Origin of the sequence: Curtobacterium sp. AB451, assembly GCF_050585845.1 — a bacterium.
GTDB lineage: Bacteria > Actinomycetota > Actinomycetes > Actinomycetales > Microbacteriaceae > Curtobacterium.
In genome coordinates this window covers 226794-240418 of the sequence record NZ_JBOBQG010000001.1, presented here as the reverse complement: position 1 = coordinate 240418, position 13625 = coordinate 226794, and the positions used below count along the sequence as shown (strand labels likewise).

Here is a 13625-nt window from a genome sequence, read left to right as displayed (position 1 = left end):
GACCCGGTGACAGGATGAGTCGTGTCCGCAACGATCCGCGCCATCGGTACCGCCGTCCCCGAGACGACACTCGAGCAGGCTGCGGTGCGTGACCTCTTCACGTCGCAGCCCGATCTCGGGCGACTCGGCAGGCGGCTCGTCCCCGCGGCGTTCGACGCCTCCGCCGTGGCCCACCGGCACACCGTGCTCGACGAACTCGACGCCGCCCGACCTGCCGGAGCGTTCCGGGACGACCTCGGGGTGCTGCGGTCACCGTCGACGGGCACGCGGAACGACCGCTACCGCGAACTCGCCCCGGCCCTGTTCGTGGCGGCCGCCCGCGACGCCGTCGAGCGCGCCGGTGTCAACGCCGGGTCGATCACCCACGTCGTGACCGTCTCGTGCACGGGGTTCACCCAACCCGGACCCGACCTCGACGTCGTGACCGCACTCGGCATCCCACGCACCGTCTTCCGCCAGCACATCGGGTTCATGGGGTGCTGTGCGGCCTTCCCTGCACTCCGCATCGCGGCCGCCTTCGTCGAGGCGGTGCCGTCGGCGGTGGTGCTCGTCGTCTGCGCCGAACTCTGCACCCTGCACGTCCGTGCCAGCGACGACCCGGACCAGATCGTCGCGAACAGCGTCTTCGGGGACGGGGCGGCGGCCGCGGTGGTCACCGCCGACGGTCCCGGACTGCGCCTCGACGACTTCGCGACGACGGTGGTGCCCGAGGGCGCGTCCGAGATGGCGTGGAACATCGGCGACGAGGGGTTCGAGATGGTGCTCAGCACCGCGGTCCCGAAGCTCGTCGGAGCGACCGTCGCCGAAGCCGTCGCGCCGCTGCTGTCCGCCGCGGGCGCCGCGGCCGTCGACATCCCCACCTGGGCCGTGCACCCGGGCGGGCGCGCGATCCTCGACCGGACACAGGTCGCCCTCGGGCTGCCCGACTCCGCCCTCGCCGCGAGCCGGACGGTGCTGCGCGACCACGGCAACGTCTCGAGCGCCACGGTGCTCTTCGTCCTCCGGCAGGTGCTCGACGACGGCATCGCCGACGGTGCGCCGGTCGTCGCACTGGCCTTCGGTCCCGGCCTCACGGTCGAGGCAGCCCGCCTCACGGCCGTCGGGAGCACCACCGAGCCCCTCCGGGCGGCCGCGCTCGAGGGATCGCGGGCACCGGAACGATCGCGATCGCATGGCGACCCGCTCGAACCGGCGATCGCCGGGACGCCGTGAGCCGGACCGACGGTCTCGACCCGCGCCTCCCGGCCGTCGACCTGACCACACGCGCACGCGACCTCCGCGAACTCATGGACGACCCGGACTGCGATCCGCGCGTCCTCGCGCGGACCTTCCGACGCTTCGCGGTGGTGAACGCGCTGGTGAGCGGGTGGCGCTCCGTGTGGCGGACGCACGTCGCACCGGCCCTGCCCGCGAGTGGGCGCGGCCGTGTGCTCGACCTCGGCTGCGGCGGCGGCGACCTGGCACGGGCGCTCGTGCGGTGGGCGGCTGCGGACGGGTTCGACGTCGAGGTCGTCGGCGCCGATCCGGACGCCCGGGCGATCGAGGCGGCGACCCGCTCGACGCCGCGCGGTGTCACGTTCCGGCAGCAGTCGAGCACGGAACTCGTCGCCGCGGGGGAGCGGTTCGACGTCGTCGTGTCGAACCACGTGCTGCACCACCTGGGCGACGCCGAGCGGCAGGGGTTCCTCGCCGACTCCGAGCAGCTCGCGTCGAGCCGCAGCCTGCACTCGGACATCCGGCGGTCGCGATCGGCCTACCGCGCGTACGCCGTCGGCTCGACGCTCGTCGCGGCGGGGACGTTCGTGCGCGTCGACGGGTTGCGGTCGATCCGTCGGAGCTTCACCCTCCCGGAACTCCAGGACGTGCTGCCGGCCGGGTGGAGCGCGGAACGGGCGTCGCCGCACCGGGTGCTCGCGATCCGCGACGCCTGAGGCGGGCCAGGAGCGCTAGCGTCGCTGCATGGCCGCACCCCACCTGCACCGTGTCGCGGTCCTCGTGCTCGACGGTGCGAAGCCGCTCGACGTCGGGATCCCGGCGCAGGTCTTCTCGAACCGGCCGAGCATGCCGTACGAGGTGCGCGTGTGCGGTCCCCGCGTGGGACGCATCGCCGGGGGAGACGGGCTGGCGTACGCGGTCGATGACGGGCTGGACGCGCTCGACTGGGCCGAGACGGTCTTCGTGCCGGGCTACCGGTTCCCCGCGGACACGCCGCCGCCCGCGGACGTGGTGGCCGCCCTCGGGCGTGCCCACGAACGCGGGGTCCGCATCGCGGCGATCTCCACCGGAGCGTTCGCACTGGCCGCGGCCGGGCTCCTCGACGGCCGACGGGCGACCACGCACTGGCACTACACGCGCGTCCTCCGGGACCGCTACCCCGGGGTCGACGTGGACGAGGACGTGCTGTTCGTCGACGCCGGGTCGGTGCTGACGAGCGCCGGCGCGGCCAGCGGCATCGACCTGTGCCTGCACATCGTCCGGCAGGACCACGGCGTCGCGCTGTCCAACCACGTCGCACGGCGGCTCGTGAGCGCCCCGTACCGGAGCGGCGGACAGGCGCAGTACGTCCCGCGGAGCATGCCGGAGCCCCTCGGGGACGTCTTCGCCGAGACCCGCGAGTGGGCGGTGCGACACCTCGCCGACCCGCTCACGCTCGACGTGCTGGCCCGGAACGCGAGGGTCTCGCCCCGGACCTTCTCGCGGCGCTTCGTCGAGGACACCGGGTACACGCCGATGCAGTGGGTGCTGCGTGCTCGCGTCGACCTGGCACGGGAACTGCTCGAACGCTCGGACCTCGCTGTCGACCAGGTCGCGGTGCGCGCGGGACTCGGGTCGGACGCGAACCTGCGGACGCACTTCCGGCGGATCCTCGGGACCTCGCCGACGGCGTACCGGCGCACCTTCCAGGACTGACCGCGTCGCCGGGCCGGCGCCCGCGCCCGCGCCGGCGGTGCTGGCGTGATTCTTTCGAACACTGGCTCCCCAGCCACTGGAGCCGTGCCCGGCGCCCCGTGAGCATGGACCGCGGAACGAAAGGACATCCACATGACCCGCATCGCCATCAACGGCTTCGGCCGCATCGGCCGCAACACCCTCCGTGCCCTCATCGCCCGAGGAGGAGACGACCTCGAGGTCGTCGCCGTCAACGACCTCACCGCACCCGACACGCTCGCGCACCTGTTCCGGTACGACTCCGCCCTCGGACCCTTCTCCGGCACCGTCGAGGTCGACGGGGACACGCTCGTGATCGACGGACGGCGCATCCGCGTCCTGGCGTCGCGGGAGCCGGCGGAGCTCCCGTGGGCCGACCTCGGCGTCGAGGTCGTGCTCGAGTCGACCGGCCGGTTCACCGCCCGTGACGCAGCCGCGGGACACCTGACCGCCGGTGCACGACGTGTGCTCATCAGTGCTCCGGCGACCGGGGCGGACGCGACCATCGCGTACGGCGTCAACTCCGACGTGTACGACCCCGCCGTGCACACCGTCGTCTCGAACGCCTCGTGCACGACGAACGCGCTCGCGCCGCTGGCGTCGGTCCTCGACGACCTCGCCGGCATCGAGCACGGCTTCATGACCACCGTGCACGCCTACACGCAGGAGCAGAACCTGCAGGACGGCCCGCACCGGGACCTCCGCCGAGCCCGTGCCGCCGGGGTGAACATCGTGCCGACGTCGACCGGGGCGGCGAAGGCGATCGGCCTCGTGCTGCCCCGGCTCGACGGCAAGCTCTCGGGCGACGCGATCCGCGTGCCGGTGCCTGTCGGGTCGATCGTCGAGCTCAACACGGTGGTGTCGCGGGACGTCTCGGTGGACGAGGTGAACGCGGCCTACCGCGCGGCGGCCTCCGGCCCGTTGCAGGGGGTGCTCGCCTACACGGCGGCCCCCTCGTGTCGACGGACATCACTGGGCGGCCGGAGTCGAGCGTGTTCGACTCGCTGCTCACCCGCGTCGACGGAGGTCGCCACGTGAAGGTGGTCGCCTGGTACGACAACGAGTGGGGCTTCTCGAACCGCGTGGTCGACACGCTGGGGATGCTGGCCCGCGCGTAGCGAGTCCGGCCGGACTGGAGGCGCGGTGCGGGCTGGCACCGCGCCTCCGGCCCGGTCGTGGTCACGTTCCGGTCGCGGTCGCGGTCGCGTTTCGGGCTGTGCGACAGTTCACGCGATCGGGCGGCCGTGAACTGTCGCTGAGCGCGAAATCCGCCGGTTGCGCGGCGCGCGGCGGCGCCGCCGCGCGCCGCGTCAGCGGATCAGCGCCGTGGTGCTCGCGAACGCCCGGGAGCGCACCGCCTGCCGGAACCGGTCGAGCGCGGCGGCGTCGGCCCCGACGGACTCGAGTGCCGCCAACCCCGCACCGAGCACCGGTGGATCGGTCACCCAGGTCGGCACTGCGCCGGGCACCCGGGCAGCGAGGCCGTCGACGACCCCCTCGACGAGCAGCGGGTCCCGCGCGGCGAGCACACCACCGCCGAGGACGACCGGGACCGGGCCGGCCGCGGCACCGCCCAGGCCGAGTCGTTCGAGGGCGACCGCCGCGAGCAGGACGATCTCCTCCGCCTGGCGTTCCACGACGCTGCGCGCCACGGAGTCACCTGCGCCGGCGACCTCGAACAGCACGGGGCACAGCCGGTTGAACACCCGCTGGTCGAGGCGGCCGAAGTGGATCGCCTCGGTCACCTCGCGGACGCTGCGGAGACCGAGTGCCGCCGGGACCGCGCCGACGAGGGCCGTCGCCGGTCCGCGGCCGTCGTCCGCCCGGGCCGCGTGCCACAGCGCCCGGTTGCCGAGGTACGCGCCGCCGCCCCAGTCGCCGGAGACGTCGCCGATGGCCGGGAACCGCGCGGTGGTGCCGTCGGCCCGGACCGCGAGCGCGTTGATGCCCGTGCCGCAGACGACCGCCGCGGCGTCCGGGGACAGGGTCCCCGCGCGGAGGAGTGCGAACAGGTCGTTGTCGAGGACGTGCGGTGCGCCGCCGTCGGCATCCCAGTGGGCCAGCGCCTCGGTCGCCGCGACGAGCTCGTCGTGCAGGTCGAGCCCGGCGAGGTACACGTGCGTCGTCCGGATTCGACGGTCGCCGAGTTCGCTGACGACCCGTGCCCGGACGTCGTCGAGGATCGGGCCGGCCACGTCCCAGCCGCGGGTCTGCGGGTTCGACCCCGGTCCGCGAGCGTGTCCGACGATCGAGCCGTCCAGCGCGATCGCGACGACGTCGGTCTTGCTGCCACCGCCGTCGACGGCGAGGACGACGTCGCTCGGGTCCGGTGGGACGGGAGCCGGCGGCCGGACGATCCGAGCGACCCCCGACGCGGTGCGGTTCAGCCCGCCCACGTCAGCTGCTCCGATCGGGTCCACGGCAGGTGGTCGGCGTTCGCGGCCAGCAGCAGGTCGGTCAGCCGCTCCGCCTTGTCGACCTGCCCGACGAGCGGGTGCGCCCACATCGCCCGGAGCACCCGGTCGCGACCGCCGTGCACCGCGGCGTCGAGCGCGAGGCGTTCGTACCCGGCGACGGCCGACACGAGCCCGACCATGTCGGGGTCGAGCGGCGCGACGGGGAGCGGGGTGATCGCCTGACGGGTGACGCGTGCTGGGACCTCGATCACGTGGTCATCCGGCAGGAACGGGAAGGTGCCGTCGTTCCGCACGTTGAGCACCTGGACGTCGCCACGGTCGCCGAGGATCGACGACAGGACGTCGATCGCCGCCTCGGAGTAGTACGCGCCGCCGCGCTGCTCGAGCTCGGCGGGCTTCGTGACCACGGACGTGTCGGCGTACTTCGCGAGCAGGGCCCGCTCGGTCTCCATGACGGCCTCTGCCCGGGTGGGGGCGTGCAGCTGCTCCTCGAGCACGACGTCGTGGCTGTAGAAGTAGCGCAGGTAGTAGGAGGGCACGGCGTGCTGCAGCCGGATGAGGTCGGCGGGCATGTGCACGCTCTCCGCCATCCGGTCGAGGGCGCCGGTGTCGGCAGCGAGCAGTTCGGACAGGACGTCGCGCTCGCCGGAAGCGTCCGTCACGTGGACGCCGCGCTCCCACGTCAGGTGGTTGAGGCCGACGTGGTCGAGCCGGACGGCCGACGGCGCGACGTCGAACTCCTTCGCGAAGCGGCGCTGGAAGCCGATCGCCACGTTGCACAGGCCGACGGCGCGGTGGCCGGCCTCGAGCAGGGCACGGGTGACGATGCCGACCGGATTCGTGAAGTCGATGATCCAGGCGTCCGGCTTGGCGTGCTGCCGGACGAGCTCGGCGTACTCGAGCACCACCGGGACCGTGCGGAGCGCCTTCGCGAACCCGCCGGGTCCGGTGGTCTCCTGTCCGATGCAGCAGGCCTCGTGCGGCCAGGTCTCGTCCTGGTGCCGGGCGGCCTGCCCGCCGATCCGGAGCTGGAACATCACCGCGTCGGCGTCGCTGACCCCGGCGACCACGTCGTCCGTGACGTGGATCGTGCCCGGGTGGCCGGCGTGCGCGAACATCCGCTTCGCGACGCCGCCGACGAGTTCGCGGCGGACGGGGTCGGGGTCGACGAGCCAGAGCTCGTCGATGGGCAGCTGGTCGCGGAGCCGGGCGAAGCCGTCCACGAGTTCGGGGGTGTAGGTGGATCCGCCACCGATGACTGCGAGTTTCACTGTGGTGCTATCCCTTCACGCCGGTGAGCGCGATGCCCTCGACGAATGCCTTCTGTGCGAAGAAGAAGATGACGACGACGGGGACCATGACGACGACGGTCATCGCCATCGTCATCGACCAGTCGGTGCCGTGCTGGCCGCGGAACGTGGCGAGCCCGTACGCCACCGGCCAGGCGGCCTGGTTCTCGGACGCGTACAGCAGCGGGCCGTAGTAGTCGTTCCACGAGTGGAAGAACATGAAGATCGCCGCCGACGCGATGCCGGGCCGGGCCATCGGCACGACGACCCGCCAGAGCACGCCCCACTCGCTGCAGCCGTCCATGCGGGCGGCGTCCCCGTACTCCTTCGGGATCGTCATGAAGAACTGACGGAGCAGGAAGATGCTGAACGCGTCGCCGAGCAGGTTCGGCAGGATGAGCGGCCAGAGCGTGCCGGTCAGGTGCAGTTCGGACCACATCACGTAGACCGGCACCGCGGTCACCTGCGGGGGCAGGAGCATCGCGACGATGATCACCGTGAAGACCAGGTTCGCGCCCCGGAACCGGATCTGGGCGAGCGCGTACGCCGCCGGGACCGAGCTGACCAGCATGAACGCGGTGGCGAGCACCGCGTACATCGACGAGTTGCCGAACCACTGCGCGAGCGGCAGCTCGGTGAAGACCCGGCCGTAGTTCGAGAAGTCGAACGGGCGCGGCAGGATCGACGCGGTGAGTGCCTGGTTGCTCGACATGAGCGAGGTCAGGACCACGAACACGATCGGGGCGATCGTCAGCACGCCGAGTGCCACGAGGACCGCGTGTTCCGCGATCCAGAGCAGCACGCTCCGGCGCGGGCCGCGAGCAGCACCGGGTGCCGCGCCGCGGGGAGCCCGGGCGAGCGGGGACTGGGAGACGGCGGTCATCAGGACTCCTCCGGTCGGAACACGCTGATCCGGCGCATCGTGAGCACGAGCACGATCGCGGTGATGACGAACAGGACCACGGCCATCGCGGACGCGTAGCCGAACTGGAAGTTCGCGAAACCGTGCTGGTAGAGCAGCTCGGTGTAGGTCAGGAGCGAGGTGCCCGGGTAGCCGAGCTGCGCCGCGGTCCCGCCCCCGATGGTCGCCTTGCCGCTCGCGACGCCCGACGCGACCGCCGCCTCGGTGAAGTACTGCAGAGCGGCGATCACCCCCGTGACGACCGCGAAGCCGATGACCGGGGCGATCGTCGGCAGCGTGATGTGCCGCACCTGCTGGACGCCGTTCGCACCGTCGAGCGACGCCGCCTCGTACAGGTCGCGGGGCACGTCGAGCAGCGACGCCAGGAAGATGATCATGATGTCGCCCATCACCCAGACGCCCATGATCACGAGCGAGGGCTTCGACCACGCCGGGTCGTTGAACCACAGCGGCCCGTCGATCCCGAAGACCCGCAGGATCTGGTTGACGGGCCCCGTCCCCGGGTTGAAGAGGAACACGAACGCGACGACGCTCGCGACCGGCGGCACCAGTGCGGGCAGGTAGAACAGCGTCCGCCAGAACCCGGTGGCCGTCTTCGCCCGGCTGAGGAGTCCCGCGACGAGCAGGCCGCAGACGATCCGGACCGGTACGAGGATGACCACGAACCACAGGGTGTTGACGACCGCGGGGCCGATCTGCGGGTCCTGCGTGAACAGGAACCGGTAGTTCAGCAGGCCGACGAACTCGGGTTCCTGCAGCTGGTTGTAGCGGGTGAACGAGTAGAACACCGACGCGACGAGCGGGTAGGCGAAGAAGATCACCAGGCCCGCCAGGGCCGGCGCCAGCATCGTCAGGGCGACGAGCCGACGCCGCGACTCGGCGGAGCGGGGCCGGCGCCGTGGAGCCGTCGGGGGCACCGGACCGGACCCCGTCGGGGCCGTGGGCCGGGCGGCGCGGGCGAGCCGCGCCTCCCGGCCGGTCGTCTTGGTGGTGACGCTCATCACGGACCAGCCAGCTGGTTGGCGTTGTCGATGTCGGAGTCGAGCTGCTTGAGCTTGGCGTCGAGGTTCCCGCCGTTCTCCTGGTACGCCTGCCAGAACTTCGTGAACGTGCCGATGTACGCGGCGCCGTCTGCGGTGCCGGGCGAGGTCATCGTGTCCGCGTTGCCCGCCACGTCGACGAAGGTCTTGTAGTTCTCGTCGACCTCGAGGTCGGGGGACTGCAGCGCCGAGGTGAGCGTCGGGATGTTCTTCAACCCGTTGCCCATCGTGACCTGCGCGTCGGTGTTCGTGGAGAGGTACTTGAGCAGCGCCCACGCGAGCTCGGGGTGCTTCGAGCCCTTGGCGATGCCCGCGACGTTGCCCGCGATGTAGGTCGATCCGTAGTGGCCGAGGCCGTCCATCACCGGCGTCGGCGCGGTGCCGTAGTCGAGGTCCGGCTTCTGGTCCTTGATGAACGCCGTGCGGTACTCGCCGTCGATCTGCATCGCGACCTGGCCGGTCTGGAACGCGTTGTCGGCCGCGAACTCCTGCCCGAGGCCCGAGGTGAAGGCCTTGAGCTTGTCGTACCCGATCTCGTCGACGAAGTCCTTCTGCCAGGTGATGAGCTTCTTCCAGGCGGCGGACGTGCCGATGACGCTGTTGCCCTTGCCGTCCAGCCACGACCCGTCGACCATCGGTGCCCAGTGCTCGGGGGAGTTCTCGTAGAAGTCGATGAGCGGGTTGAAGCCGAGCTGCTTGATCGACCCGTCGGCGTTGTACGTCGTCAGCTTCAGCGCGTCGGTCTTCAGCTCGTCGAGGGTCTTCGGCGGAGCGTCGATCCCGGCCTTCTCGAGCAGCGGCTTGTTGTACATCAACGCACTGACGTCGGCGAGGGCAGGCAGCGTGCACCGGGTGCCCTTGTACTGCGTGTACGACCGCACGGCCTTCGGGATGTCCGACAGGTCGACCTTGTCGCGCTCGATGTACGGCGAGAGGTCACGGAAGGCACCGGACGAGCAGAAGCTGCCCACGATGGCGGTCGAGTACGACAGGCCCACGTCGATGTTCTGGCCGGACGAGATCGCCTTCTGCAGCTTCTCGTCGTCCTGGCCGGCGTGGATGTCCACCGTGACGCCGGGGTTCGCCTGCTCGAAGCCGGCCACGGCGCTCTTCACGACACCGGCCTCGCGCCCGGTGAAGAAGTGCCAGAGGGACACGGTGCCCGTGAGTTCCTTCGGCGCGGTCTTGTCGATCGAGTCGGCGCTGCTGCCGGAGCTGCAGCCGGCGACGACGAGGGCGCCGACCGCGGCGACGGCCGTCGCGGTGACGATGCGGCGGACGGTCCGGCGCGGGACGTTCGGTTGGGGGAGGGACACTGCGGTACTCGCTCTCTGGTCTCGCTCCGACGCGGTGCGGTCGCGGTGCCGCACGCCGGACGGATCCGAGCGTGCGGCACCGGTTCCGGGCGCGCCGAAGAGCCCTGGGACAGGGCCGGGTTGTGGTGCCTCGAGTGGTGCGGGTGGGGTGGTGCTGGTCAGGGGCGCTCGACGGGGTCCGGCGCGGGCACATCGTCACTGATGCGCTCGAGCCGGTCCGCGAGCGCGGTGCGGACGACGTCGATGAGGACGTGGCGCGCACCGTGCAGGACGGGGGTGTCGGGGACGCCGGGTGCCACGACGGCGGTGGACCAGCGCGTGCGGGTCCGGAGCCAGGCGGTCACGGCGGCGGCCAGGGCGGGTCCGCCCGCGATCCCGGTCGGGCCGTGCAGCACGACCGTCTCGGGATCGGCGACGGCGAGGGCGGGGAGCACGTTGTGCCCGACGCGCTCGCCGAGGGCGGTGGTGAACGGGTGCTGCTCGGGGAGTCCGGGCAGCTGCGGGAGCACCTGGCGCCAGTCGGCTGCGGTGCCGTCCGGTGCCGTGATCCCGTGTTCGGCGGCGAGAGCGATGATCGCGGACTCGGAGATGAGGTCCGCGACGATCGTGGCCGTCGGGTCGATGGAGCGGGCCGCTGCGGGCACGCCGAGGTAGCCGATCTCGCCGGCTGCCCCGGAGGCGCCGGTGTGCAGGTGGCCGCCGAGGTCGAGGGCCATGCCGAGGCCCTCTGCCATCCAGAACAGGGCGAACGAGCCCGGGGTCCGCCCCGCGCCCATGTTGCGTTCGGCGATGGCGGCGAGGTTGGCGTCGTTCTCGATGACGACCCGCACCCCGAGCGCCGCGGACAGGGTCGCGGCGACCCGGTCGCGGGGCCAGCCGGGCAGCCCGTCGGTGAAGATGAGGGTGTCGGTCGCGTGGTCCACGCTCGCCTGGACACCCACGGCGACCGCGGTGACGAGGTCAGGGTCGACGTCGGCGGCAGCAGCCGCACGGGAGATCGCGGCGGCGACGATGTCGGCGCCGGGCGCACGCATCTCGGTCGGGGACATCGTGTGGGTCGCGACCGGGAAGGTCCGGCCGGCGGCGTCCACCACGGTGCTGCGGACGTCGACGAGCTGGACGTCGACCGCCACCGCGAGGTCGCGGTCGGTGATCGCCTCGTACACGACGGCGCTCGGACCGCGGCGACCGGCCTGCGGTGCGGTGCCGGCTTCTCGGATGAGTGCCGCTGCTTCGAGTCGCCGGATGATCTCGGCAGCGGTGGGCTTGCTCAGTCCGGTCCGCTGGGCGATTTCGTTTCGGGTGAGCGGCCCGTCGTCGAGCAGGAGCTCGAGCGCCGCGCGGTCGTTGAGCACACGGAGGAGGCCGGGCTGGCCGGGGGTGCGTCCTCGAGTGGTCATGTCGAGGACTGTAACGGACAACCTTCTTTACTGAAAGGTTTGTTTACCGATTCGAAACACGCGTTCTGCTGCGCGAAACGCGAGCCGCCCTGCACGCACGGATCGCGGCCCTGGACGCGCGCACCGCGGGCCGGGAGGCGCGGGTCGGCCCCGCCACGCGCCTCCCGGCCCAGCGTGCCGCGCCTACGGGCGGAGCAGCACCTTGATGGCCCGGCGCTCGTCCATCGCCCGGTACGCCTCGGCGGCCTCGTCGAGCGGGAGCTCGAGGTCGAAGACGCGGCCGGGCTCGATCGCGCCGGAGAGCACGTCGGGCAGCAGCTCTGGGATGTACGTCCGCGCCGGGGCCATGCCGCCCGCGACGGTGATGTTCGTGTCGAAGAGGTACCGCGTGCCGATCGTCGGCACCCCGTGCGGGACCCCGACGAAGCCGAGGTTGCCGCCCGGACGCACCGAGTGCAGCGCCTGGTCCATGCTCTCCTCGGTGCCGACCGCCTCGACCGCACAATCCGCCAGGTCGCCGCCGAGCAGCGCACGGATCGCCGCGACGCCCTCCGCGCCGCGCTCCGACACGACGTCCGTCGCCCCGAACTCGCGGGCGAGCGCCTGGCGGTCCGCGTGCCGGCTCATCGCGATGATGCGCTCGGCGCCGAGCCGCTTCGAGGCCAGGACGGCGGAGAGCCCGACCGCGCCGTCGCCCACCACGACGACGGTCTTGCCCGGACCGACCGCCGCCGAGACCGCGGCGTGGTGCCCGGTGGAGAAGACGTCGGACAGCGTGAGCAGGGAGGGCACGAGCGCCGGGTCGACCGGGCCGGGGACCGCGACGAGCGTCGCGGCCGCGTCCGGGATGCGGACGTACTCGGCCTGCGCGCCGCCGACCGGGTCGCCGTAGGCGTCCTTCCCGCCGAAGCCGGACAGGTGCTCGCAGCCGGTCGTCATGCCGTGGCGGCAGGCCTGGCAGGTGCCGTCGTTCATGGTGAAGGGGGAGATGACGAAGTCGCCGACGTGCAGGTCGTGCACGTCGACGCCGACCGCCACGACCTCGCCGACGAGCTCGTGACCGATCCCGTGCGACGCCTTCGTCTCGGTGACGCCGCGGTACGGCCAGAGGTCCGAGCCGCACACGCACGCCGCGACGACCTTGACGACGGCGTCCTTCGGCGTGAGGAGCTCGGGCTGGTCGCGGTCCTCGACGCGGATGTCGTTCGGGGCGTGGATGATGGCAGCGCGCACGGGTGGGCCTTCCGTCGAGATGGTGGGGTGTCCGGCCCGTCGACGTCGTCCGGGCCGAGGACGACAGTACCCTCGTGCGGGTGGACGACGACCGGTACGGCAGTGACGTGCTCTCGGGCGACTGGCGCTCGCGCGGGGTGCAGAAGGTGCGGCAGGTGCCGCTCGAACGGGACATGGTCCTCGAGGACCCCGTGACCGGCTGGGCCGGCGCCGTGGTCCGGCTCGAGGCCGGCACCGTCGAGCTCGAGGACTGGAAGGGGCGCACCCGCTCGTTCCCGTTCGGCGGGCAGTTCCTGCTCGAGGGCGAGCTCGTCACCCTGGGACGCCCGCAGGCGCCGGTGGGGCGGCGGAGCCCGGCGGGTGGTGCGGGTGCGGGCCCGGCGGGTGGTGCGGGTGCCGGGAGGCGCGGCTCGGCCCCGGCGGTGCGGCACGCCTCCGACGGCGGTCGCCTCCGCACCGCGTCCGGATCGTTCGCGGTGGAGTCGCAGCGTGCGCGGGTGGCCCTGCCCTCCCGGATCATGGTGGAGGGCAAGCACGACGCCGAGCTCGTCGAGAAGGTCTGGGGAGCCGACCTCCGCGTCGAGGGCGTCGTCGTCGAGGAGCTCTCCGGCGTGGACAACCTCGCCGACGTGCTCGACGAGTTCCAGCCGACGCGCGACCGTCGTGTCGGGGTGCTCGTCGACCACCTCGTGCCCGGGTCGAAGGAGTCCCGGTTCGCCGACGCCGTGACGCGCGGGAAGTGGGGCGCGCACGTGCTCGTCGTCGGACACCCGTTCGTCGACGTCTGGCAGTCCGTGAAGCCCGCTCGCGTGGGGCTGCAGGCGTGGCCGACGATCCCGCGCTCGATCGAGTGGAAGAAGGGCATCTGCCAGGCGCTCGGCTGGCCCGCCGCCGAGCAGGCCGACATCGCCCGGGCGTGGCAGCGGATCCTCGGGCAGGTGCGCACGTTCGCCGACCTGGAGCCGGAGCTCCTCGGCCGCGTCGAGGAACTCATCGACTTCGTGACGGAACCGACGGGCTGACGGACCCGACCGTTTCGTGCGCGCGCGCCGGATGGCGGGGGTGATCCGCGCCTCCAGG

11 protein-coding genes and 1 pseudogene are annotated in these 13625 nt (G+C 72.4%); 5 read left to right on the top strand and 7 right to left on the bottom strand.

From position 1 onward, the window contains the following. Positions 1–21 precede the first annotated feature (21 nt). From ACQXVK_RS01115 to gap, 4 genes and pseudogenes are all read left to right on the top strand, one after another. The gene (locus ACQXVK_RS01115; protein WP_430852399.1) at positions 22–1212 is read left to right on the top strand and encodes a type III polyketide synthase; all 1191 of its coding nucleotides are present in this window, start codon (positions 22–24) and stop codon (positions 1210–1212) included. Further along, complete coding sequence (locus ACQXVK_RS01110) at positions 1209–1931, top strand: methyltransferase domain-containing protein (RefSeq protein ID WP_083858084.1); 723 nt, start codon at positions 1209–1211, stop codon at positions 1929–1931. Before ACQXVK_RS01115 ends, ACQXVK_RS01110 begins: the two co-directional genes overlap by 4 nt. A gap of 28 nt (positions 1932–1959) precedes the next feature. Continuing rightward, on the top strand, positions 1960–2910 hold the full coding sequence (locus ACQXVK_RS01105) for a GlxA family transcriptional regulator (protein ID WP_022908648.1): 951 nt from the start codon (positions 1960–1962) through the stop codon (positions 2908–2910). Positions 2911–3042: 132 nt separating this feature from the next. Further along, positions 3043–4046 (top strand): annotated as a pseudogene (gene gap / locus ACQXVK_RS01100) (type I glyceraldehyde-3-phosphate dehydrogenase). Between the two features lie 192 nt (positions 4047–4238). On the opposite strand, the gene ACQXVK_RS01095 reads toward gap, so the two are convergent. The 7 genes from ACQXVK_RS01095 to ACQXVK_RS01065 form a co-directional block, all read right to left on the bottom strand. Next, complete coding sequence (locus tag ACQXVK_RS01095) at positions 4239–5324, bottom strand: N-acetylglucosamine kinase (protein ID WP_430852398.1); 1086 nt, start codon at positions 5322–5324, stop codon at positions 4239–4241. Then, positions 5312–6616 carry a 6-phospho-beta-glucosidase gene (locus ACQXVK_RS01090; RefSeq protein ID WP_430852397.1) on the bottom strand — a complete coding sequence of 435 codons (1305 nt, stop codon included), beginning with the start codon at positions 6614–6616 and terminating at the stop codon, positions 5312–5314. Before ACQXVK_RS01090 ends, ACQXVK_RS01095 begins: the two co-directional genes overlap by 13 nt. A 7-nt stretch (positions 6617–6623) precedes the next feature. Beyond that, entirely contained in the window at positions 6624–7517 is an 894-nt protein-coding gene (locus ACQXVK_RS01085; protein WP_022905599.1) for a carbohydrate ABC transporter permease, read from the bottom strand. After that, a complete protein-coding gene (locus ACQXVK_RS01080; RefSeq protein WP_022905600.1) occupies positions 7517–8557 on the bottom strand; it encodes a carbohydrate ABC transporter permease in 1041 nt (346 codons plus the stop codon). The genes ACQXVK_RS01085 and ACQXVK_RS01080 overlap by 1 nt, the downstream gene beginning before the upstream one ends. Further along, positions 8557–9912, bottom strand: a complete 1356-nt coding sequence (locus ACQXVK_RS01075; protein ID WP_430852396.1) for an extracellular solute-binding protein — start codon at positions 9910–9912, stop codon at positions 8557–8559. Before ACQXVK_RS01075 ends, ACQXVK_RS01080 begins: the two co-directional genes overlap by 1 nt. A gap of 158 nt (positions 9913–10070) precedes the next feature. Continuing rightward, entirely contained in the window at positions 10071–11312 is a 1242-nt protein-coding gene (locus ACQXVK_RS01070) for an ROK family transcriptional regulator (protein ID WP_430852395.1), read from the bottom strand. 183 nt (positions 11313–11495) lie between these two features. Beyond that, on the bottom strand, positions 11496–12545 hold the full coding sequence (locus ACQXVK_RS01065; protein ID WP_430852394.1) for a zinc-binding dehydrogenase: 1050 nt from the start codon (positions 12543–12545) through the stop codon (positions 11496–11498). Between the two features lie 80 nt (positions 12546–12625). Between ACQXVK_RS01065 and ACQXVK_RS01060 the strand changes: the two genes are divergently transcribed. Next, entirely contained in the window at positions 12626–13567 is a 942-nt protein-coding gene (locus tag ACQXVK_RS01060; RefSeq protein ID WP_402264336.1) for a DUF3097 domain-containing protein, read from the top strand. Positions 13568–13625: the final 58 nt, after the last annotated feature.

Bases quoted from the DNA above. Each gene is read 5' to 3' on its own strand.
- ACQXVK_RS01105 (WP_022908648.1), top strand. From the start codon at position 1,960: ATGGCCGCACCCCACCTGCACCGTGTCGCGGTCCTCGTGCTCGACGGT.
- ACQXVK_RS01085 (WP_022905599.1), bottom strand. From the start codon at position 7,517: ATGACCGCCGTCTCCCAGTCCCCGCTCGCCCGGGCTCCCCGCGGCGCG.
- ACQXVK_RS01080 (WP_022905600.1), bottom strand. From the start codon at position 8,557: ATGAGCGTCACCACCAAGACGACCGGCCGGGAGGCGCGGCTCGCCCGC.
- ACQXVK_RS01070 (WP_430852395.1), bottom strand. From the start codon at position 11,312: ATGACCACTCGAGGACGCACCCCCGGCCAGCCCGGCCTCCTCCGTGTG.